Origin of the sequence: Pseudomonas sp. NFACC13-1 (assembly GCF_900104425.1) — a bacterium.
GTDB classification, from domain to species: domain Bacteria; phylum Pseudomonadota; class Gammaproteobacteria; order Pseudomonadales; family Pseudomonadaceae; genus Aquipseudomonas; species Aquipseudomonas fluorescens_AA.
The window spans coordinates 306025-328142 of sequence record NZ_FMXV01000005.1 but is presented as its reverse complement, the minus strand read 5'-3'; the positions used below and the strand labels follow the sequence as shown (position 1 = coordinate 328142).

21 protein-coding genes and 2 pseudogenes are annotated in these 22118 nt (G+C 60.2%); 4 read left to right on the top strand and 19 right to left on the bottom strand.

Features of this window, described 5'->3' with window-relative positions:
• Nucleotides 1–49: 49 nt before the first annotated feature.
• The 10 genes and pseudogenes from BLQ55_RS32780 to BLQ55_RS09730 all read right to left on the bottom strand — a co-directional run.
• Nucleotides 50–259, bottom strand: a pseudogene (locus BLQ55_RS32780) (methyl-accepting chemotaxis protein); the annotation flags it as partial.
• A gap of 81 nt (nt 260–340) precedes the next feature.
• Nucleotides 341–1333, bottom strand: a pseudogene (locus BLQ55_RS09770) (PAS domain-containing protein); the annotation flags it as partial.
• A 115-nt stretch (nt 1334–1448) separates the two neighbouring features.
• The gene (locus tag BLQ55_RS09765; protein WP_092253623.1) at nt 1449–2126 is read right to left on the bottom strand and encodes an energy-coupling factor ABC transporter permease; all 678 of its coding nucleotides are present in this window, start codon (nt 2124–2126) and stop codon (nt 1449–1451) included.
• A 60-nt stretch (nt 2127–2186) separates the two neighbouring features.
• Complete coding sequence (locus BLQ55_RS09760; protein ID WP_092199967.1) at nt 2187–2627, bottom strand: nitrile hydratase accessory protein; 441 nt, start codon at nt 2625–2627, stop codon at nt 2187–2189.
• Nucleotides 2624–3277, bottom strand: coding sequence for a nitrile hydratase subunit beta (gene nthB, locus BLQ55_RS09755; protein ID WP_092253621.1), 654 nt, complete (start codon nt 3275–3277; stop codon nt 2624–2626). The genes BLQ55_RS09760 and nthB overlap by 4 nt, the downstream gene beginning before the upstream one ends.
• A 19-nt stretch (nt 3278–3296) precedes the next feature.
• Entirely contained in the window at nt 3297–3929 is a 633-nt protein-coding gene (gene nthA / locus BLQ55_RS09750; protein ID WP_092253619.1) for a nitrile hydratase subunit alpha, read from the bottom strand.
• 76 nt (nt 3930–4005) lie between these two features.
• Nucleotides 4006–5520, bottom strand: coding sequence for an amidase (locus BLQ55_RS09745; protein WP_092199958.1), 1515 nt, complete (start codon nt 5518–5520; stop codon nt 4006–4008).
• Nucleotides 5521–5757: 237 nt separating this feature from the next.
• Nucleotides 5758–6282: a group I truncated hemoglobin gene (locus BLQ55_RS09740; RefSeq protein WP_092199955.1), complete on the bottom strand. Its 525-nt coding sequence runs from the start codon at nt 6280–6282 to the stop codon at nt 5758–5760.
• 106 nt (nt 6283–6388) lie between these two features.
• Nucleotides 6389–7255 (bottom strand): transporter, encoded by an 867-nt coding sequence (locus tag BLQ55_RS09735; RefSeq protein WP_092199952.1) that lies wholly within the window; start codon nt 7253–7255, stop codon nt 6389–6391.
• Nucleotides 7256–7342: 87 nt separating this feature from the next.
• Nucleotides 7343–8398 (bottom strand): aliphatic aldoxime dehydratase, encoded by a 1056-nt coding sequence (locus BLQ55_RS09730; protein ID WP_092199949.1) that lies wholly within the window; start codon nt 8396–8398, stop codon nt 7343–7345.
• A 562-nt stretch (nt 8399–8960) separates the two neighbouring features.
• Between BLQ55_RS09730 and BLQ55_RS09725 the strand changes: the two genes are divergently transcribed.
• Complete coding sequence (locus BLQ55_RS09725) at nt 8961–9896, top strand: AraC-like ligand-binding domain-containing protein (RefSeq protein ID WP_092253617.1); 936 nt, start codon at nt 8961–8963, stop codon at nt 9894–9896.
• Nucleotides 9897–9956: 60 nt separating this feature from the next.
• On the opposite strand, the gene BLQ55_RS09720 is transcribed toward BLQ55_RS09725, so the two are convergent.
• The 4 genes from BLQ55_RS09720 to BLQ55_RS09705 all read right to left on the bottom strand — a co-directional run bounded on the left by BLQ55_RS09720 (nt 9957) and on the right by BLQ55_RS09705 (nt 13988).
• Nucleotides 9957–10979: a transketolase family protein gene (locus BLQ55_RS09720; protein WP_092199943.1), complete on the bottom strand. Its 1023-nt coding sequence runs from the start codon at nt 10977–10979 to the stop codon at nt 9957–9959.
• Complete coding sequence (locus BLQ55_RS09715; protein WP_092199940.1) at nt 10976–11824, bottom strand: transketolase; 849 nt, start codon at nt 11822–11824, stop codon at nt 10976–10978. The genes BLQ55_RS09720 and BLQ55_RS09715 overlap by 4 nt, the downstream gene beginning before the upstream one ends.
• Nucleotides 11825–11841: 17 nt before the next feature.
• Nucleotides 11842–13143 (bottom strand): MFS transporter, encoded by a 1302-nt coding sequence (locus BLQ55_RS09710; RefSeq protein WP_092199937.1) that lies wholly within the window; start codon nt 13141–13143, stop codon nt 11842–11844.
• A gap of 95 nt (nt 13144–13238) precedes the next feature.
• Nucleotides 13239–13988 (bottom strand): SDR family NAD(P)-dependent oxidoreductase, encoded by a 750-nt coding sequence (locus BLQ55_RS09705; protein WP_092253615.1) that lies wholly within the window; start codon nt 13986–13988, stop codon nt 13239–13241.
• A gap of 187 nt (nt 13989–14175) precedes the next feature.
• Here BLQ55_RS09705 and BLQ55_RS09700 point away from each other — a divergent pair, with 187 nt between their 5' ends.
• Nucleotides 14176–15093, top strand: a complete 918-nt coding sequence (locus BLQ55_RS09700) for a LysR substrate-binding domain-containing protein (protein ID WP_092199931.1) — start codon at nt 14176–14178, stop codon at nt 15091–15093.
• Nucleotides 15094–15166: 73 nt separating this feature from the next.
• Here BLQ55_RS09700 and BLQ55_RS09695 read toward each other — a convergent pair whose 3' ends face one another.
• The 5 genes from BLQ55_RS09695 to BLQ55_RS09675 are packed head-to-tail and all read right to left on the bottom strand — an operon-like array spanning nt 15167 to nt 19887.
• Complete coding sequence (locus BLQ55_RS09695) at nt 15167–17185, bottom strand: LTA synthase family protein (protein WP_092253613.1); 2019 nt, start codon at nt 17183–17185, stop codon at nt 15167–15169.
• Nucleotides 17185–17784, bottom strand: coding sequence for a hypothetical protein (locus BLQ55_RS09690; protein ID WP_092199925.1), 600 nt, complete (start codon nt 17782–17784; stop codon nt 17185–17187). Before BLQ55_RS09690 ends, BLQ55_RS09695 begins: the two co-directional genes overlap by 1 nt.
• Nucleotides 17784–19052, bottom strand: a complete 1269-nt coding sequence (locus BLQ55_RS09685) for a sialidase family protein (protein WP_092199922.1) — start codon at nt 19050–19052, stop codon at nt 17784–17786. The genes BLQ55_RS09690 and BLQ55_RS09685 overlap by 1 nt, the downstream gene beginning before the upstream one ends.
• 23 nt (nt 19053–19075) lie before the next feature.
• Nucleotides 19076–19621 carry a cytochrome b/b6 domain-containing protein gene (locus tag BLQ55_RS09680; protein WP_092253611.1) on the bottom strand — a complete coding sequence of 182 codons (546 nt, stop codon included), beginning with the start codon at nt 19619–19621 and terminating at the stop codon, nt 19076–19078.
• Entirely contained in the window at nt 19621–19887 is a 267-nt protein-coding gene (locus BLQ55_RS09675; protein WP_092253609.1) for a PepSY domain-containing protein, read from the bottom strand. The genes BLQ55_RS09680 and BLQ55_RS09675 overlap by 1 nt, the downstream gene beginning before the upstream one ends.
• 147 nt (nt 19888–20034) lie before the next feature.
• Here BLQ55_RS09675 and BLQ55_RS09670 point away from each other — a divergent pair, with 147 nt between their 5' ends.
• Entirely contained in the window at nt 20035–20697 is a 663-nt protein-coding gene (locus BLQ55_RS09670; protein ID WP_092199917.1) for a response regulator, read from the top strand.
• Nucleotides 20694–22118, top strand: coding sequence for a sensor histidine kinase (locus BLQ55_RS09665; RefSeq protein WP_092199914.1), 1425 nt, complete (start codon nt 20694–20696; stop codon nt 22116–22118). Before BLQ55_RS09670 ends, BLQ55_RS09665 begins: the two co-directional genes overlap by 4 nt.

The following is a 22118-nucleotide window of genomic DNA, read 5'->3' as shown; positions in this document are numbered from 1 at the left end:
CGCAGGCCACACTTTGTAATGAGAATGGATGCCCAGCTTGAACTCAGTACCTCTCGATCATGTCGGCCGCCTGCTGGGTGGCCTGGCTGGTACGGGTGGCCAGCTTGCGGACCTCGTCGGCGACCACTGCGAAACCCCTTCCGGCTTCACCGGCTCTGGCTGCTTCTATCGCCGCGTTCAAGGCCAGCAGATTGGTCTGTTTGGCGATGCTTTGGATGGCGGCGACTATCTGCGTCAGCTTGGCGAGGTTTTCCTGCATCGCTTGATGCTGACGTTCCTGAGTCTGGCGCAACTGGCTTTCTTCGCGATGGGAGTGCACGTCTGTGATCGCTCCCACTGTACGTAAGGGCGTGCCGTCGTTGCTTCGCTGGGTCTGACCTCTGCCTCTGAACCAACGGTACTCGTCGTTGCGGTGCTTGAGGCGGTAGGTCACATCGAAGGGCGTTCGGCCGGAGCGGTCGGCGACATGGTCGACAAACGCTTGCACGGCACGCTGGCTGTCTTCGGGATGCAGGCGGGACAGCCAGCTTTCGAACACATTGGGAAACTCTTCGATGGTTTCGTAGCCGAGCAGGCGACGCATCTGTGACGAGAACCAGATGACGTTATGGGGATTGGCTGGATCGCCTGCGACGATATTGATATCCCAGAGTGCGTCCTGGATGCATTCGCGGGAAATATCGAAGCGGGCCGAGAGCATTGCGAATTCTTCGTCCCGCAAGCGCTGCGTGTGGATGTCGCGCAGCAGACCGACGCTGATCTGTGGCAGCCCCCGTTCGTCACGGAGCGTTTCACCGCGGATCCGGACCCAGCGGTATTCTCCCGAGGGGCTCACGAGGCGCACCTCCACCTGATAGGGAGTGTGCCCGCTGCGATCGGCAAGGTGATGAGCCAAGGCATCCAGGTTGGCCTGGCGGTCGTCAGGGTGAAGGCAATCGTTCCAGGGCCCTAGACAGGCGGGGAGATCCGCTTGGGTGGGCAGGTTGCCGAACCACTGCAGTACTGCATCGCGTGTGGGCTGTTGGCGGCCATCGAGCTGCAATTTCCAGAGCAGATCACCCGACCCGCATGCCGCCAATTGCCAACGTTGTTCTTGATCATGCAACCGCGTTTCGTATTCACCCAGCTGAAGCTTGAGGCGTTGCAGTTCAGCATTAAGCTCGACCACGCTGGCCCGGAGCGCCGTGCGATCGGCGAGCAGGCACTCGATGCCCGCCAATACCCGTCGCAGTGACGGATCCTTCGCCGCTATCGATACTCCCTCGCCGTCGGGCTGTTCCAGCCGGTCGCCGAGCCGCTTCAATTCCTTGCGGGTGCTATTTCTGAAAAACATCAAACACCTCTGGTTCGCTCACGAGGTTTCGGGGCGGTTCTGGCTCTTGATGCCCCCGAGCATCACGGTCTTCGAATGCCCGGGGACAGTCTGGCCTGGACTGGAGTCTGTCGACTCAGGCGGCCTGGTACAGACGGCGCTCGACCAGCGTGCTACCACGCAGGCGATGTGTTGCCTTGGCACCGGCCAGCACGGCCAGATCCAACAGCGGTTCGAGGATGACGACGGTCATGTAGGCACTACCGAAGGTCAGAATTGACAGGGCGTTGTCTGCTGTGAAGCCTCGTCCGTAGAAGGCCCAGAAGGCAACCCAGGCGACAATGCCCCCCTGGAAGGCGGTCGACAGCCCCAGCGCTTGTCTATAGCTCAATTCCACATACGGCGTGTTTGGCGCGATGACGCGTTTCGCCAGGGCGGTCACTGCGAACAGCGGTACCAGGAGGGTGGTGACGTTCATGCCGTATTGCGGCAGGTCGAATGGCGCGAAGAACAGACCCTGGATCAGCAGCCCCAGGGCCAGGCCCACTGCCGCAGGTGCGGCGCCGAACAGCAGAAACAGGGTTGACCCGAGGATGAGATGGACCTCGGAGACGCCGACTGGATGGTGCGGCAGCAGCTCGAAGAAGCTGAATACCAGGGCCGTGGCAGTGACAGTGCGAGCCAGCAGCGAGAAGACACCACGCTCGCCCAAGGCCTGGGCGGCGAGTTTGAGGGTGTAGGCGCCGGCACCTGCGGCAGTGACGTAGCTCAGCCAGAGTTTTCCAGCTTCCACCAGGTTAGGTTCGATATGCATGACGATTGCCCCTTGGCCGCTACGCGACCTCGAAAGTAAAAAAACAGGACGACTCCGGCCTCAACTTATGGCCCGGCTGATTGCCACCGGCTCGTGCCGCGGCAGGTGTTCGTGGCCGTTTCCATGGGCCGGTGGGCAACTCGCATTGAGCAGCGTCACCGGTTGTCCATGGGGAGTATTCAAGTAAGCTTGCTGCCATTGCTCGGTGCGGCGGGTGATGTCTTCCATACCCGTTAAACCGAGTGTGGTGACCATTCTTTCCAACGCTGTGAGCCACTGCCGGTAGTAAGTGTCGTTGACGCTTTCTCCGGGTTGCGCCGGGGCAGCCTTGATCTCGTCGCTGAATACCTGCACCCAGTCCTCCCAGGGGAACAGACCGATCTGGTGCAGGTGTACCAGCAGGGAAAAGGCCTCGGCCTGCCAAGGTTTGTCGAATACCGGGCCTTCATCGTCGAGAGACAGGCCGGCTATTGGGGGGATGTGACGCATGCTGGCGCTCATACGGCCTCCAGATAGTTGTCCCACAGATCAATGCAAACACTGTCCGGTCGCGCCACTCCCCACAGTTCTGTCGCACTGAAGCGAACGGCATAGACCTGTTGGGGTTGTTCGCCCAGACCGTGGGCTAGCGTGTCCGGAGTGGCAAACGCTCCATGTGCAATCTCGATGGTCCCAACCTTGCCGCGCGCGTAGCGCGGCAGCCGGGTGTGGGTGGTTGGGTTGAGGTTCTTCGTCCGCACCCGGTCACCGACCCGGAAGCGGCCAGAGACGGGTTCCTTCGCCCGGGAAGAGGCGCCGCCGAGCACTACGGCCTCGACGATGTCCGGTGTTAAAACCGTGACGGGCTGTGTCGATGGGGTTGGTTTGGCCGTACCCTGCAGTTCGCCAGTGCTGATCACGCCTTTTTCCAGCAGCAGGTTCTCGAAGGCATGCAGCCAATGCTCGTAGTAACTGGACTGCAAGTATTCAGCCGGTTCCATGCGTTCAATGGAATGTCGGAATTCGTCGACATTGAAGTGTCCGCCGACGAAGAGCGAGGCGAACAGCGGAAAGACCCTGCGCTCCCAGTCGTGATGGAAGATGGGTTCATTTTCTTCGGTGAGCACCGGGCCGAAACCGTGCATACCGCCTAAGTCGTGTACACCGTTCATGGTTTTCTCCTTCTCGGGGTCAGGCTTCGTCGCCCGGCGTCTTGGGCAGGCCGGTGCCGATCATGGCGTCACGCGTCACCAGCTCGACCAGTCGTTCCTCGCTCCAGCCGTCAGTACCGGCCGGACGTTCCGGCAATACCAGGTAGCGCAACTCAGCACTGCTGTCCCAGACGCGAACTTCCTTGTCATCGGGAATGATCAAGCCGAATTCGGCCAGCACGCTGCGCGGATCGATGACTATCCGTGACCGATAGGGCGCGGATTTGTACCAGACGGGTGGCAGGCCCAAGGTCGGCCAGGGGTAGCAGGAGCACAGCGTGCAGACCGTCACGTTGTGCACGGTCGCGGTGTTCTCCACCACCACCATGTCTTCGCCCTGCACGCCGGAAAAACCCAGTTCGGCAATGGCCGCGGTCGCATCTTCCAGCAGCCGACGTTTGTAATCGGGATCGAACCAAGCCTTGGCGACCACCTGGGCGCCGTTGCGCGGGCCGACTTTGTGCTGGTAAGTGTCCACCAGAGCATCCATGGCGGCTGGGTCGACCAAGCCTTTTTCGATCAACAGGGATTCGAGTGCCTTGACACGCAAGGCGATAGCCTCGGGAGGCTCGGTGTGTTCGTGATCGTGATGATGTTCGTGGGTATGGCTCATGTATTGGCTCCTCTGAAGTTGATACTCACTTTCAGTGCTACTTGCCGGTGTTTGCTCGCCAATGCGATGCGCAGGTTCACAACGTCCGCCAATCAACAGAAGCCTCGAATGCGGCTGCAGCCTGATAGAGGGTGCCTTCGGCATAATGTTTTGCGACTAACATCAGCCCCACGGGCAGTCCGTCCACTAGGCCACAAGGGATCGACATGGCGGGGTGCCCCGTAATGTCTTGAGCGGCCGTATTGCCAAGCATCTCCAACGCACGTGTGACGGTCTCGGTGATTGAAGAGCCCGGCTCCGGGAGCGGCTGGGCGGTGATTGGCACAGTCGGCATGACGAGCAGGTCATAGGTATTCAGCGCCCGGTCATAGGCGTCTCGGGCAAAGCGCGCTATGTTCTGGGCCTTGGCGTAGTAGCGACCGTTGTAGCGCTCCAGACCGAACTGGCCCACGAACATGCAAAGCTTGAGTGACGGCGACAATGCGTTTGCCTGGTCGCGCCAACCGACCTGTTTGTCCAACAGGCCCACGTCGTACAGCCCCTTCCAGTTAAAACCCGCGCCATTGCCGTGCATCATTTGCATGGTCAGGCCTTCACAGCCGATAGGGCTCCATAACGATCCCGCCAGGTTGTGTTCGGGAACCGATACTTCCTCGACCCGCGCGCCCAAAGCTTCTAGCCGGGCGATAGCGCTGCGCACTTTTTCTGCGATACGTGGATCCTGGTTGGCGAGTTGGAAGCCTTCCTGGAGGATCCCGATCCGGAGTCCGGCCACGCCTCGTTCCAGATAATCGCAATAGGCATCGACCTTGGGGGCGGCCTGGCGGGGGTCGAGCCCGTCTGCGCCGGCCATCACTTCGAGCATGAGCGCGTTATCGCGTACGTTGCTCGTCATGGGGCCGACATGGTCGAAGGTGGACTCGATCGCCATGACCCCGGTGTAAGGCACTAGACCCCAGGTAGGTTTCATTCCATAAATGCCGCACCATGCGGCAGGAATGCGGATGGAACCGCCTTGGTCGCCACCGATAGCCAGGTCGACCGCGCCCGTCGCCACCAGCGCCGCGCTGCCCGAAGACGAACCGCCTGTCGTGAAACCATGGCGAAAGGGGTTGTGCACAGGCGCGGGGTCCGAGGTATGGCTACCGCCGGAGAGGCAGTAATGTTCGCAGGTGGCTTTGCCGAGGATCGTTGCTCCCGCGTCGAGCAGACGCGTCACCACGGTGGCATCAAACGACGGTACGAAACCCTCCAGTGGTGCGGCGCCGTTCATCATCGGGACACCGGCCAGAGAGATATTGTCTTTGAGCGCGACCGTCTTGCCAGCGAGCTTGCCCGAACTGGCGCCCATCACCTCAGTTCTGTAGTACCACGCGTTCAGCGGATTTTCCGTGCTTGAAGGGCGATAACCGGAACTGCGCTCGTAGCGCACTGAAGGGATGAAATCAGGCAACTCATCGACGAGGTCGTAGGCATCGAAACTGGATTGCATGAGCGCCAGGTATTCGCTGGCTTGCTCGGGTGTCAGCTGTATGTGCAGGCGGCTGGCGAGATCCTGCACGTGTTCGAGAGTCGGGCGGATGATGGCCATGGGGTGTCCTGTGTCCTGTGCCAACCCGCAGGGGCTGGCAATGTCTGTTCAAACGTCATCTCGGGGATGCCCGGACACGGTGCGCACGATTGGCGAGCCGTGGCCGGGGCTGGTATCAAGCTATCTCTACAGATTGAGCGGCGCTTGGCTGAGGAGGACAGTCGCTTGGTTGAGCGGGACTCGCTTGCCCCTCCACGGTCGCCCTCCATTGCTGTGGCTCAGGCTTATGCCGGGGTATCAGTCTTCGGATTCAGGCGTGGTCTGTTTCCGAGGTGACTTCCCTGGTTTTGGCCAGATAACCCCAACGCTTCTCATGCCTTTGGCGGGGTCCATTTCCGGGTGCGCGAGTACGACGTCCCGATAGGAGGGGCTCCCGATCACCGCCGGTTTGAATTTGATGAGGAAGTCATTGACCTCTTTGCGCAGGTCCGGGGCCAGGCCGTAGTCGTCGTAGCACGCCTCGAGACAATCGAGCACGGCTTGCCAGTGCACCTCGGTCAGCCCCATTCCGCGATGCGCGGTGACCATGTCTCTACCCCTGTATTTGGCGCTTCCACCCCAGTGCTCGGAAAGGAAATCGACAAAATTGATGTGTTCCTTTTGGAACGTCGATTCCGACATATGGGCCCAGATGTGCCCGATGGCGGGGTGCCCCATCGTTTTTCTTAACACTGCGCCTGCGAACTGATAGATCGCGTCATAGCCGCCAAGACGGGTATAGAGGGAGGGTTGTTGCTCCGTGGTGGGTTGCTGGTCGGTCATTGTCTGGTTACTCCGTTTCGGGTGAGAGGCATCTCATTAGCCAACTGTCGCGTTGTTGGGCACACGCTTGGTTGATAAGGACAACGGGTGGTAGAGACGGGCGGGCCTAAAAGACCCTGACGTAGCGCAGGTTCATGCGAAAGTCCTCTTTGGGGCCGTTCTCCACCGCAAGGTCGCGTCCAAGTTGCACTTGGAGTTGGTCCTTGGCGGTGAAAAACTTTCTGGCCGTGACGCGCAAGTTGGTGGTTTCCATCCTGTCGTCCTGGTTGACACCATCGATCTGGTTTTCCCCACCCCAACTGTGGCCGAAGCCGATAGCCAGCGCAGTGGTCTCGTCGGGCATGTAGCGCCCCATTAACTGAGCGCCGTAGGAAACGTCCTGTTCCCGGCGGGCGGAGCTGGCGCCGAAGTCGTTGTTGTCTGCGTACCAGATGGCGTCACCGACGAGGTCGATGGCCCACTTCTCCGTGAAGTGCTTGACGTAAGCGGCCTGGAGATCAACCTTCCAACGGTTCTCGCCAATGTTGAGCGCGTCGTCTTTGTCATAGTCGCCAGTCGGCACGTATAAGTAGGCGGTCGCACCGAGGGTGTCGTTGGCGTCGTTGAGACGGTACTTGAGCGGCGCGGTGAGAATGAGGTCGCCGATGCCGCTGGCGTCGCCTAGACCAGAAGCGTCACCACCGCCCGAGACATGACCGAAGGGCAGCAGGAATTGAGGCTCGATGGTCAGCCGCTCGCTCAACTGATAGACGTGCAGCAGACGCAGAATGCCGATATCGGAAGTCAGGTTGAAATCGGAGCTGGTCTTGTGCCCCTGGGCATAGGCACTGTCCGTGGTGGCGTGCTGGTAGTAGACCACGCCGATGGTCGCTCCCACGGGGAGCGGCTCGTAATCGCCAGGATCCACCTCGAGGGCATGGGAGGAAAGGCTGGGGAGGAGGGCGGCAAGCGACAGGTAGCGCAACTGTTTCATGATCGATGATCCTTTTTTCGGGCAAAAAGAGCCCCGCAATCGCCAGTCAGGCAATGCGCAGGGCTAAAAGTGGAGTCAGCGATGGAGTCAGGCGGGCGACACTTGCGCGTCGCGCATCATCCCGGTCTGCGGGTGGCAGTTGATGTACTCGAACAGTTGCTGGCTACCGTCCGCTACCGAGACCTCGTGATACAGCCGCAGCTTCGAAAGGCCCCCGATCACTCGGAAGAACGTGGTGAAAATACGTAAATGAGTGGGGTGGGATTCTGCCCAGCGTTCCAGTTTGTCGAGCGATCGCCAGTGACCGATGTCATAGGCGATGTCGAGGAGATTGCCATCCAGGTCGACATTGCGTACGAAGCGGTTGCTGTAGCAGCCCAGCGCCTGCCCCTCGTCACGCAGGAAGTTCATGCCGTCTTGCAGTGGCGGCAGCATCTCGTTGAAGTAGAGCGCACGCTCTTCGTCGCCGGCTTCGACCCAGTCTTGTCCGGAGCGGATCAGCGTCAGGTTGTCGTGGCCGCGTACCACGACCCTGCCGCCCTTGGCGGGGTCGCCTGAAATGACTTGCAGTTCGCTGGTCGGCTGCATCCAGTCGGTCTGCGAGATAGCAAAGCGATCGCGCGCCGAGCCCCAGTAGCCGTGCTCCTCGATCTCGCCGCTGATGCCGTCCATGATCGCACCGACACCTGGCAAATCTTCCTTGAATGCATACAGCGTCTCGAACTGCTCGGCACGTGGTGCGATGACCTCGCGGAAATACCCCAACCCCTCGTTCAGGCGCGCATCGTCGCCCCACCAATCGGCCACGGGCGCTGAAAGTAACCACCGCTGATAGGCGGCGGGATCGCGCCAGTAGCCCACGGCGATGAAGTTTCCATAACCCTGATTGTCGAGGTGGTAGGTCAGGTCGTGATTCCCTGGGCCATCGGCGAGGGCAAAGCTTGCGTCGATGTAGCGCATGGCTTGCAGGGCGGCGGCGCGTTGCTCATCGCGAAATTGCACCCCGAGGTAAGCCATTACAACTTGCTTCACGTTTTCGTCGGCCCGCCCCACGAACATCGGGAAGGGCGGCTGGTAATCGTCGTGAACACGACGGGACAAAGTCCGGGGACATTTGAGATGTTTATCGATTGCAGATTCCATGGGGGGCTCCTTTATTTCCGTCTCAAACGGACGGTTCGCTGTTCTACATCCCGGTGGATGTTGTTGTTTTGCGGTGGGTACCACTCCATCGGCGTTGCAGCACCAAGGTTCCGAGCTGCACCAGATAAGTGGCGAACTCTTCGGGTGCCATGTCCCATCGCTGTAAGAACCAGGATGAATCGGACAGTCGCTGCTGTTCTCGTGGATGCATGAGACACCTCCTCATTCGTGCTCGTAGGGACACGGCGTGGAGTGAAAATTATCCAGGGGGGATGCAACGTGCTTGGCTCGAATGGACAACCGTTTGGTTAAAAAGGACAGGTAAAAAAGGCCGGCATATCAGCGCGCAGCAATGGTGCGGGGTTTGTGAAACAAGGGGGCGAGGTGCTCCGAGAAGGGGCATGGGGAGTGTTGGAAGGATCGGCCTATTTAACGCGCAGGCGGCTATCTTCCAGTGTGTCCGACAGCGGGAATGAGGCGATGGAGATGGCCTGCTAATTGCTTGGCTCGCAAAAACGTTACCCCGCTTTTTTTGTTGAAACGCCGCCGCGAGGTGAATGCAATGAGCCAGACCTGTCAGTATTCGACGCTTGCCGTTACGGCCCCCCTCCGTTTCGATTACTGGAAAGAGGTGGTTTGTCACCACTGCCTGGACGCAGACAGCAAACTACTGGCGCAGAGCGATTTTGACGGGGCGCTGGAGGTGCATAGCATGGGCGCGTTGGACATCTGCACGTTGTCCGCACCCTTGCACTATTGGGAGCGATCCGCCCAGCACCTGCGCAGTGATCCCAATGACGATTTGTGGTTGGGCTTTACCCGGAGCGGTTATGGCGAACTGGAGCAGGCTGACCGACGGACGAAACTGGCGGCGGACGATCTGTTTCTTTATGACGCATCCCAGCCGTTCAGATTCAGCTTCGGTGGTACTGATAACCACCTTGTCCGCATTCCGCGACAATTGCTCAGTCAGCGCTTGCCCTCCATAGCGGACTGCACCGCTGTGGTTCTGGATGATCGTCGCCCTGGGGTGATTCCGTTACGCGAGATGTTACGTCAAGCCGCGAGTATGCCTTCAGGCTTCAATAACACAGCAGTCTCCAGTCGTTACTCCAGCACGTTGCTCGACCTTCTGGTGGTCAGCTTGGAACTCCAGGATTTAAAGCAGACCCATGACGAGTTGGATCTGCATGGCCGGATCATGAAGTACATCCACCAGTATTTGACCGAGGCGGACCTGTCGCTCGAACGCATCGCTCAAGCCCACCATGTCTCCACACGCACGGTGACGCGCGCTTTCGCCCGTCATCAGAAATCGCCGGTCGCTGAAATCTGGAAGGCGCGACTGCTCGCCAGCCGCGACGCGATTGAGCGCGGTCAAGTCCGCAGTATTTCTCAGGCGGCGCTGGATTTCGGTTTCTCCGACTTCTCTCACTTCAGCCACGCTTTTCGCAAGGCCTTTGGCGTCGCCCCCCATACCCTACTGCGACGAGAGTGAAAGGGGTGGTCTTTCTCCACGGCGTTCAGGGGGGGATTTCCCCCCTGCAGTTTTAACCCCCTATAACCAACCCTTGATCTGCGCGCACACAGCCTGGGTGGAAATACCGTAGCGATCGTGCAACGTCGGAAGCGCGCCCGCATCGAGAAACGCGTCCGGCAGCGCTATCTGCCTGAATGTCGGCGTAACACCATTGCGCAACAGCACGGTGGCCACCGCTTCGCCCAATCCGCCGATGATGGAGTGGTTTTCGGCAGTCACGACCAGTCGTCCCGGCTTTCTGGCCTCAGCCAGGATGGTCTGCTCATCCAAAGGCTTGATGGTGGGAACGTGAAGCACCGCGACATCCACACCGTCAGCCTGAAGTTCCTTGGCTGCTTCCAGGGCGCGCATTGTCATCAAACCGGTGGAAATGATTAAAACCTCATTGCCCGTACGCAGGGTCTTGGCTTTGCCGATCTCGAATTCATAGCCATATTCATCGAGCACCAGCGGTACATTGCCGCGCAGTAGCCGCATGTAGACGGGCCCTTGGTGCGCGGCAATGGCAGGCACGGCTTGTTCGATTTCCAGGGCATCGCAGGGGTCGACGATCATCAGGTTCGGCATGGCGCGAAAGATCGCCAGATCATCCGTTGCCTGGTGGCTGGGGCCGTACCCGGTGGTCAGGCCCGGTAGGCCGCAGACAATTTTGACGTTGAGGTTTTCCTCGGCAATCGCCATGCAGATAAAGTCATAGGCCCGGCGCGAAGCAAACACTGCGTAAGTGGTGGCGAAGGGCACGAATCCCTCCCGAGCCATGCCGGCCGCCGCGCTCATCAACAGTTGCTCAGCCATGCCCATCTGGTAGAAGCGCTCTGGATGCGCCTTCGCAAAAATGTGCAGGTCGGTGTATTTGGACAAGTCAGCCGATAAACCCACGATGTCCTGGCGCTGGTCCGCGAGTGCGGCCAGTGCGTGGCCGAATGGCGCTGGTTTTGTGGCCTGTCCTTCAGCGGCAATCGACGCAATCATTGCCGAGGTCGTCAGCTTTTTCTTCGCCGCTGCGGGCACCTGAGCGTCAGCCTTGTGTGCGTTGTTCATACTGTTTTGCCTTCTTCCAGGTTGTTGAGGGCCACATCCCATTCATGCTCGTCTACGCGGATGAAGTGAGTCTTTTCGCGGGTCTCCAGAAAGGGCACGCCTTTGCCCATCTTGGTATCGCAGATGATGACGCGCGGCTGTGCGACGGGATGGCTGCGGGCTGCGTCGAACGCTTTGACCAAGGCGTCCAGGTCGTTACCGTCTACCCGCTGGGTAAACCAGCCAAAGGCTTGCCATCGGTCAACGATGGGTTCAAATGCCAGCACCTCGCTGGAGTGGCCGTCGGCCTGCTGGTTGTTGACGTCGACGATGGCGATCAGGTTGTCGAGTTTCCAGTGCGAAGCTGACATCACCGCTTCCCAGGTAGAGCCCTCATTCAACTCACCATCCGATAGCAGGTTGTAAACGAAAGAGCTGGACTGTTTGCGCTTCAGACCCAGGCAGGCGCCTACCGCGATGCCCAGTCCCTGGCCCAGCGAGCCGCCGGTGATTTCCATGCCGGGGGTGTAGGCGGCCATACCGGACATGGGCAGGCGACTGTCATCCGAACCGTAGGTTTCAAGCTCATCCAGTGGAATGATTTCAGCCTCGATCAGCGCGGCATACAGCGCGATCGCGTAGTGACCGATGGAAAGGTAAAAGCGATCACGCTGTTCCCACTCGGGGTCTTCGGGCTTGTAGTTCAAGGCATGAAAGTACGACACGGCCAGCAAGTCCGCCGCGCCCAACGCCTGACCGACATAGCCCTGGCCCTGGACTTGCCCCATGCGCAAGGCATGGCGGCGAATGTTATGGGCACGCTGCACCAATGTGGTGGACGCCCCGCGAGATAAAGTGGCAGTCATGGAAATTCTCCGTTAACTCAACGATTGACCGAAGCGGCAGGAATGCGCAGTACCAAACAGGCACCGATGCACAGCACACCGGTAATCAGGTACATGCCGATGGCGCTCGAACCGGTCGTGGTGGTGATCCAACCAATCAGGTACGGCGAGCAGAAACCCGCCAGATTGGCAAAACTGTTGATTCCGGCGATCCCCGCAGCGGCGGAGACACCACCAAGCAAGGTGGTAGGCAGCATCCAGAACAGGGAAGACGCCGACAGCACGCCGGCTGCTGCAAGGCACAGGCACAACACCGACAACGTCAGGTTGGCACCGAACACCGCCGCCAACGTGAGGCCCAGCGCGCCGGCAAGCATTGGCCCGACCAGATGCCAGCGCCGCTCCTGGTGCTTGTCGCCGCTGCGCCCCATGAGCACCATCGCAATGATGGCGCACAGGTAGGGGAGACTGGTGAGCAATCCGATGTGCATCGGATCGGCAACACCTGCGTTACGGATAAGCGTTGGCAGCCAAAAGGTGATCGCGTACTGGCCCATGACCACGCAAAAGTAGATGCAGGCGAGAATCCACAGGCGGCGGTCCCGCAGGAATGCCCCGACCGATGCGTGGGTGACTTTGCGGCTGTTGTCCTCGGCCAGTTCTTTGGCGACCAGCGCTTTTTCTTCATCGGTGAGCCAGGTTGCCTGGTGCACGCCGTCCTTGAGGTAAGCCAGCACCATCAGGCCGACGATGACGGTCGGGGCGGCTTCAATCACGAACATCCATTGCCAGCCCGCCCAGCCATGAACGCCTGCGAACTGCGTCATGATCCAGCCTGAGAGCGGTCCGCCGATCATCCCCGAAAGCGGGATGGCGATGAACCACAACACCGTCATTTTGGCGCGACGGTAGGAGGGGAACCAGTAAGTGAGGTAGAGCAGCAAGCCCGGCGCGAGACCCGCTTCGGCGATCCCGAGCAGAAAGCGCAGCGTATAGAACTGCCAGGCCGTTTCTACGAAGGCGAAGAGGGCGGAGATGATGCCCCACGAGATCATGATGCGTGCGATCCAGCGCCGGGCACCGACCTTGTGGAGGATGAGGTTGCTGGGCACTTCGCAAAGGAAATAGCCAAGAAAGAACATGCCGGCGCCAAGGCCGTATACGGTCTCGCTCAGGGCCAGGTCATTCATCATCTGAAGCTTTGCGAACCCGACATTCACCCGGTCCAGGTAAGCGCACAGGTAGCACAACATCAGGAAAGGCATCAATCGCCAGGCAGTCTTGCGATACGCGCTTGAGCGCACTGTGGACACAGTGTCGAGCGTCATGGTGGTCATCATGATGGTCTGATCTCTTGTTTTTATAGAACGCCGGGTCAGGCCCGACGTATCTTCGATCCAGAACTGAAAGGGCCGTGGGTGGCTTGACCTGATCGTCAGTGGATCAACATGCCGCCGTTTACATCGAGCGTGATACCGGTGAGGTAGGAGGACAAGTCGCTGGCGAGGAACAGTGCCGCATTGGCGACGTCCTGCGCGGCGCCGAGCCGGCCCAGCGGAATGCTTTCGATGATGGCGTGGCGACGATCGTCCTGCATCAGGCCGCCAGTGATGTCGGTATGGATCAAACCTGGCGTGATGGAGTTGACGCGAATGTTGTCCGCGCCAAACTCCCGCGCCATGGCCTTGCCCAGTCCGAGTACACCGGCTTTCGCTGCGCTGTAGTGGGGGCCGCCGAAGATGCCGCCGCCGCGCTGGGCCGACACGGATGACATGCAGACGATGCTGCCCGAGGCCTGGGTACGCATGACCGGAATGACCGCCTGGGACATCAACAGCGTGCCGCGCAGGCTCACATCCAGGACTTTGTCGTAATCTCCCGGGCGTATGTCCAGGGTCTTGATCGGCTGCGTGATGCCGGCATTGTTGATGAGTATGTCGATACGGCCGTAGCGCTCGACCACCTTGGCGACGGCGGCTTTGACTTGCGTTTCGTCGGCGACATTGGCAGCCAGGCCCAGATGGCCTTCGCCGAGGGTGGCCGCCGCGTCACGGGCGGCGGATTCGTCGAGATCCAGGATCACGACGCGGGCGCCGTGTTGGGCGAAGGTAACAGCCGTTGCTCGACCGATACCACGTTCGGATGCGGCGCCAGTAATAATCGCGACTTTGCCTTGAAGAAGCATGAGGGGTACCTCTGATTGTTTTTATGGTTCGATTCAGCGATCGATGACCCAGAGTGGTCCCCGTCAACAGGTCGAGCAATAACGCAAACGTCACTGCTACATGAATAAAATTCAGCACTCGTCAATGCAGATCGCAAATGCTTGAATGGCACTCCCTGCTCGTGCCACAAAAACAGGCTGAATACTGATGCGCCAGGACGATATCCCTTCATCCAATCTGCCACCGCTGAGAGCCATTCAAGCCTTCGAGCAAACCGCTCGTTTTGGCAACCTGGCAAGAGCCGCCGAAGTGCTCGACCTCACGCCGTCAGCGATCAGCCATCAACTGGCCAAGCTGGAGGTGATGATTGGTCGACAGTTGTTTGTGCGCGCAGCGCGAGGGGTGACGCTGACACCGGTAGGCGAGCAGTACTTGAAGGATATTTCCGGTCTGTTGCAGAGCCTTGAAGTCGCCACCCAGCGGGCCGCGAGTGACGTGAGCCTGGATTGCCTGCGGCTGCATTCCTCCCCCAGCTTTGGCTTGCTATGGCTGATGCCCAGGTTGGAGTCATTTCGCTTGACCAACCCGGACATCCAAATCAATTTGTCTTGCTCTTATGAATCGCTGCATTTCAGCCAGGACAAGATCGATGTCGATATTCGCCACGGCCGGCCCAATTGGCCTAGCTATGAAGTGCGTACCGTGCGCAACGAGAACTTCGCTGTGCTGGCCTCGCCCAAGCTGATCGCGCGTTGCACGGTAAAAAGCGCCGCTGATCTTCTGGCTGAAGACCTGATCCTTTCCGAAGCGACCTTGCTCAGATGGCCTGAGTGGTTCGCCCAACATGGCCTGGCGCGCCCCGAAAAACCCTACGCCTTGAGTTTTGATCGCTCCTACATGAGCCTGGAAGCGGCGAGCCACGGTTTGGGCTTCGCCCTCGAAAGTACGCTGCTGGCGCAAAAATACCTCGCCAGCGGCTCACTGGTCGAGGTCGCCCCCGAAGCGTTGAGCTCTCCGGTCGCCGCCCACCATCTGGTGTTCCCAAAGGCTCACTCCAGCTTTCCCAGAGTCAGGCGGTTTTTGGGGTGGATGGAAGGGGAGTTGGGGCATAGTTTCGTGTTCTGAAGTGGTGGCCGTCCGAATGGCGATCACCGCGCTTCCAGATATAAATCAGTCATGGAGCGTGAGAACCGCAGCGTCATGGAATATTGCGATAGAGCATCAGCCGCGCCGTTTCGTGCAGCCCCCGTGTCAGCCCGTTCAAGCGCCGAAACTCCTCGGGATGTTGCGCGGCCACATCGTCACGTGGTGTGGGTGATGCCAGGTCGTGCAGGGTCGGCGAACTGCCGTCGTGCTGCATCTGCAGCAGGAAGTCCTTGGTAACACCGCCAATGATCGGGAATGTACCCTCGCGCAGCACCAGCGGCACTACGCGCTCACCCTCGGGTGCCGGCTGCTGGATATCCCGGCCCAGCGCGCCATTTCTGAACGGTATACCCGCCATGCCCGCCACCGTCGGCAACAGGTCCACGAGACCGACGGCCTCTTCGATCACCCGGGGCTGCAGGCCGGGCGCATGGATCAGCAGTGGCACGTTGTTGCTTTCCAGGCCCAGTTGCTCGAACGCCGGAGCCATGTGCGGGATCTGGCTGATACGCGTGTTGTGGTCTCCGAAGAACACAAAAATACTGTTGTCGTAGTAGCCGCCGGCCTTGGCGATTTCCATCAGGCGGCCGATGTTGTAGTCCAGCAGGCGCACGGCGTTATATTGCTCGACGCTACGGGAACCGGCGGCCTGGACTTGCTCCAGTGTCACGTCCTTGACCTGGAAGCCGTCGTTTTGCTCGGGGATGGTGAACGGCCGATGGTTGCCGGAGGTTTGCAGGTAAGCGAAGAATGGCTGGTCCTTGGGCACGGCACGCAGCAGTCGGTCGCTTTCCTTGAACAGGTCCAGATCGGAAATGCCCCACACGTCCACGCGGGGCGAGCGCCAGTGGCTTTCCTCGAACAGTTGCACGCCGTCGATGCTCTGGCGGATCAGCGCATTGATATTCGCCCAGCCGGCGTTGCCGCCGATCATGTAGAACTTCTGGTACCCCTCGAACGCGTTGATCAACGTGTGTTGGCGCGTGATCAGCGGGTTGCGGGTGGCGGTCTCCTGGCGGGTCACATCCGGCACGCCGGTGATACTGGCCCATACGGTCTTGGCGGTACCGGTGACAGGCACATAGAAGTGTTTGAAGAACCAGCTTTGCTTGGCCAGTCTGTCCAGGTTCGGCGTGGGGTCGAGCGGATTGCCATAGGCACCGACGGCGCTGGTGCCGAGGGATTCGAGCATGACGAAAATCACATTCGGCGGGCGCTCACCGGCCAGTCGATAAGGCTGCACGCCTTGTTCGCGGATGAAATCAAGTCGCTGGGCGTCGGGTTGATCGACGCCCAGGTACTGTGCGATCTGCGGGTAGTGCTCGCGCACCTGGGCTTCATCAAATTGTGCTTGACCGACCTTGAGCGTGTCATACAGAAACAGCACCGGGTTCAGGCCCACCGCCGCCACTTGGTTGTTGCCGGAGAAGAACGCATCGCTCCAGCGCAGCGGCACCGGGTTTTCCAGGTTGAGGTTGGCGACGCGGCCAAGCAGGGCCAACAGCACTGCTACGACGCCCATCACGGAAACCGGCACCAGTGCCCACTTGCTGATAGTTTTGCGCTCCTGATCCAGGGTCAATCGTTCAAGGCGTAGCAGCGCCCAAACCCAAAGCGCCACCGCCGTCAGCCAGCCTGAGGCGATCCACAACACCGGGTAGGTTTCCCACAGCATCTGTTGTGAAATCTGTGCGTCTTGCAGGTAGCGCAGCACCGTCGCATTGATGCGCACGCCAAGGTAGGCGTAGTGGCCGAAGTCGATGATGTACACCAGGCCGACCACCGCTAGCGCGATGAGCAGATAACCCCGTGCCAGCCAGCGCAAGATCGGCAGGGTGGTCAGGTTCCAGCGCGGCAGCCAGGCCAGCACGGCCAGCGGCAGCAGAATCAGCACCGTCAGGCGTAGGTCGAAACGCAGGCCGATGCCCAGTGTTTCCAGGAGCGCCGGGGTGTTCAAAGCCAGGCCGGAAAAAACCAGCACAAATACCAGCCGCAACGCCGCCAGCAACACAAATACCAACGCGATCGAGCCTGCGCCGTAACGCAGGCGGCGCGATTGCAACACACCCATCATTGACCTCTGTGCCATTTCAAAAGGGGACGCCACGCGGCGCCGATCAGCAGGCCGAACCCGGCCACCAGGCAGTAGCCGGTCAGCAGCGGGTCGACCAGATAGTCCCAATAGTTTTCCGAAGCCTTGAGCCGCAGCGCGAAGGCCAGGGTGCCGATCGCCAGCATCCACACGGCCAGGGAATTGCGCAGCCACAGCATCAGCAGCGCCAAAGCCCCTACCAGCACAATCATGGGCCGCGGGTTGAACCCCCAACGGTACGGATCGTAATAGGTCAGGCCCAAGGTGGCGGGGTACAGCAACAGGCTCAATACGCCGAACAGCGCCAGCAATTGCACCTGATGTTGACGCCCAAGCGGCTGCACCACGCCCAACCTGCTGAGTGCGACCCACCCCAACAGCACCACGGTGCTGAGCGCCAGGTCATCGGTAAAACTGCGCACATACGCCGCCAGTGGCAGCTCATTGACCGGGATAAAACTCACCGCAGCCAATATCGGCAACCACCACGGGCGCCAGGGCGCGCTGAATCGAAACGAGCTCAACAGCACAAACCCCAACAGTACAAAACTCAAGTGGGCCTGCCATAAAGAAACCATCACAGCCGCTCCGCCAGCCAGGCTTCGTTGAAGCTGACATGTTTGATGAACGTGTTATTCCATGAGTACACCACGTGGTACATGCCGTCCGGGCTGCGGCTGAAGTACGGGTACTCGTATTCGAAGTCGCAGCCCTGGGGTTTGCACACGCGGTAGTCGAGGTTACTGAGGAAGCGTTGTTCCAGCGGCAGGCGCCGTGCGCCGCTGGAGGCACGGAAACCTTCGCCGATGATTTCCTTGTAGACGTCGGGCGAGAAGGGTTGGCCGAGCGGATCGGGTGACTGGTCCAGTTCCACCACCGTACGCCATTGGCTGAGCTGGGCATCGGTGCCGTAGAGACTGAGCCGGAAGCGGCCGTCCTGCAGGTCATTGAGGGCCACCAGCAAACCGTCGTCCACCGTGCCCACTGCTGCCAGCGACGAATTGGGGTTGGCTGGCTCCAGCGGATACGGTTCGCTCCAGGTTTGCCCGGCGTCTTCGGTACGGCTCGCCAGGACGCGGTGATGGGTGTCGCCGGCATAGCGCAACATCGCCACGGCGCGGTTGCCGTCCAGGGGCACAATGGTAGGTTGCAGGGAATTTTTGCCGCGGCTGATGCGGAATTTGTCGATCACCGCACCGTCGGCGCTCAAGTACAGGTACTCGGCAAACTTGCCCATGAATTCGTGGTAGACCGGCAGACCGATAGAACCATCGGCATGGAACACCGGTGCGGCGCGTACCAGCGTGCTGATATTGAAGAATGGTGAGGTCACCAGTTGCCGAGGTGTCGACCAGTTCGCGCCGAGGTCATCGGACACCATCACATTGATTGCACTGGTGGCCCAGCCACCCACCGATACCGAGACATAAAACATCCACAAGCGATTGTCCGGCGCCAGGGCTATGACCGGATTGCCCAGTTTGCGGATGTAGCGCTGGGTGCCGTCACGCGTGCTTTCCCGCGTGGCAAGCACGTGCTCGGCGCCCCATTCGCCGCTACGGGCATCAAAGCGTGCGGTGCGCACCTGTACATCGGCAGCACCTTCGCGCGAGCCGGCAAACCACACGGCCATCAAGTCGCCACCGGGCAGGGCGGTGACCGATGAGGCGTGCACAAAGTCATTGAGCTGCGAAGACACAAAACGGCTGGTGTACTGCGGCGCCGCGGCGGCCTTCGCGGTGGTCGAGCTGATAGGGGCAAACGGCGCCAATACATGGGGGGGATGACTGAACCAGGCGGCGCAGAATACCCCTAGCAGGCTGCAGATCAGGAAGGCGGAGCGCATAGGGAAACCAATCAGGAAAAAGATTAGGGTGCACGCTCATCCGGCAGACGCTTCCTGCGACCGGTGAGCATGGATAACGGCAGGTTGTCCCGCAGCTGGAAACTCTCGAACACCGCTGCCAGCACATGGATGCACACCAGTCCCAGCAACACATTGGCCGCGGTTTCGTGGATTTGCAGTGGCCAATCGGCGCCCCATAAAGCATCGACTTCCTGCATCAGGAAGCCGCTGATACCGAGGATCAACAGCGCCGACAGCATCGCCACCATCACCAGGGCGCCGAGCGGCGAGTGACCCAGGCGATGGTGCGGGCGCCCCCTGAGCAGCGAGCGCAGGTGGGCCGCGAGCCGCTTCGGTGTCGGCCAGAAGTCTGACCAGCGCGCACTGCGCGGCCCGACGAACCCCCACACCGCTCGTACCAGCAGCCAGGCCATGGCGTAGTAGCCCAGCCAGACATGCCAGTCGTCGCCCGCTTCATTGAAGAAGTAATTGGCAACAAAGACCCCGGCGATAGACAGGTGAAACAGCCTCACCAGCGGGTCCCAAAGGTGCAGGGATTCGCCTTGCATCAGCCTTTTATCTCAGTCTTCACGGCCTTGCCGGTCACCGGGTCGTGGTAGATCTCGACTTTGCGCTTGTCCTTGTCGAAACCGTAGATCTCATAGCAATTGCCGTCGGTGACCTTGAACTTGCTGATTTCGTAGCCTTCGGTCTTGAGCTTGTCCTGGAAGGCTTTTTCGTCTTGCCATTGCGAGCGTTCGGCGGTGGTGCATTGCGGGCCGGCGACGGCCAGAGGGCTGGCGATAATCAGGGACAACAGGAGAATTTTGCGCATGGAAAAGCTCTCAGCGTTTGTGGGAGATTACACAGTGCAAAATCAACCTTAGCGAAACCTTAGTTGGTAATGGGTTGTAACATCTTTGCCGGAATAGCCCCGGACAGAACCCGGCATGATGCCGCCGATTCCTAGAGAGATTTTGCGATGCGCCTACTCCTTGTCGAAGATGATCGTGCCCTCGGCCAGGGAATTCGCGTGGCATTGGGTGCCGAAGGCTACACCCTTGACTGGCTGCAGGATGGCCTGGGCGCATTGCATGCCTTGCGCAGCGAAAGCTTCGATCTGCTGCTGCTCGACCTCGGCCTGCCACGCCTGGATGGCCTTGATCTGTTGCAGCAATTGCGTGCCGAGCAACACGACCTGCCAGTGCTTATCCTCACCGCACGCGACGGCACCGCCGAGCGTATCGCCGGGTTGGATGCGGGCGCTGACGATTACCTGGTCAAACCGTTCGACGTGGAAGAACTCAAGGCCCGCGTGCGTGCGTTACTGCGCCGCAGCCAGGGCCGCGCACAACCGCTGTTGGAGCATGCTGGCGTCAGCCTCGACCCAGCCACCCAGCAGGTTCGGTACCAGGACGAGGAGGTCGTCGTCACACCGATGGAATACCAATTGCTGCACCAGTTGATGGTGCGCCCCGGCAAAGTGGTGACTCGCGAGCGGCTATCGCGGGCGTTGTACGGCTGGCAGGACCGCGTCGAGAGCAATACCCTCGAAGTGCTGATCCATAACCTGCGCAAAAAAATTTCCACCGAACTGATCCGTACCGTGCGTGGTGTCGGCTACGTGCTGGCGCTCAAACCATGATTTCCGTCCGCGCGCGCATCCTCGTCCCGGTGCTGGTGCTGATCCTGCTGGGCGACGCCCTGATCAGTTGGCTGGTCTTGCGCGACAGCCACCACGAAATCGAAGAGGTCTACGACGCGCAACTCGCTCAAAGTGCCCGCCTGCTGCAAGGCGTGCTGCACCAACGCGCCCCCGGCGAGGCCGACTGGGACCGTCTCTACCAAGCCTTCGACCAGGCCATGAGCCGTGTCGGCGCAGACGGCGTAGCCCATCCCTACGAAACCCGCCTGACCTTTCAGGTTTGGCGCACCGATGGCCAACTGCTGGTGCGCTCCGCCGAAGCACCGATCCTCGAGGCGCCGCCCGTCACCCTTGGCTCCCACGACCTGGTGTACAACGGCAACGACTGGTGTGCCTTCCTCCTGGCTGACCCACAGCAGGGCCTGTTGATATGGGTGGGCGAGCGCGACGACATTCGCCAGGACCTTATCCAGCGCATCGTTCGCCACACGCTGTGGCCCACACTGATCGGTGTGCCGCTGCTGGCATTATTGATCTGGCTGGTCATCGGCTGGGGCCTCGCCCCCCTGCGTGCCATGGCCCGTTCTATCCGCGGGCGCACCACCGATTCCTTGCAGCCGTTGCACCTCAAGCCGCTGCCGAGCGACCTGGAACCCATGCAAACCGCGCTCAACCGCCTGTTGAAGCAGGTAGATGATCTATTGGAGCGCGAGCGCCGCTTCATCGCCGACGCCGCCCACGAACTGCGTACACCCTTGGCAATCCTGCGCATCCACGCCCAGAACGCGCAAAGCGCCGTCACCGAAGAACAGCGGCGCGAGGCATTGGATTTCCTGGTCAATGGCGTCGACCGCGCCACCCGTATAGGCAGCCAACTGCTCACCATGGCCCGCATCGAACCGCAACTGAACAACCCCCTGTATCAGCGCGTGCAACTCACCGAACTGGTTCGCGAAGAACTGGCCGAACTCACACCACTGGCCATGGAAAAGGGCGTGGAGTTGGTACTGGAATGTGATGAAGAGTGTTGGGTGGAAACCGAGCCGGTAGCGTTAGCCATTGCCATGCAGAACCTGGTGACCAATGCCCTCAACTTTTCTTCCTCAGGCAGCGAGGTGACTGTCGTGGTGCGTAAGGACGAGGGGGGCGTGGCCCGCTTGCGGGTGGAAGACGCCGGGCCGGGAATAGAAGAAGGCGAGCTTGGAAGATTGTTCGAGCGATTTTACAGCCGGGGCAATGCCAATGGCGCGGGGTTGGGATTGGCCATCGTACAGATGATTACTTGTAAAATCGGTTGCACCCTGCACATTTACAATCGAACAAGCGGGGGGGTATGTGCAGAACTCGGCCTGAACCAGGCCAGCCGCCCCTACAACGTTCTCGCAAATTCGAATAACGCATCTGTCACCATGACAACGTAG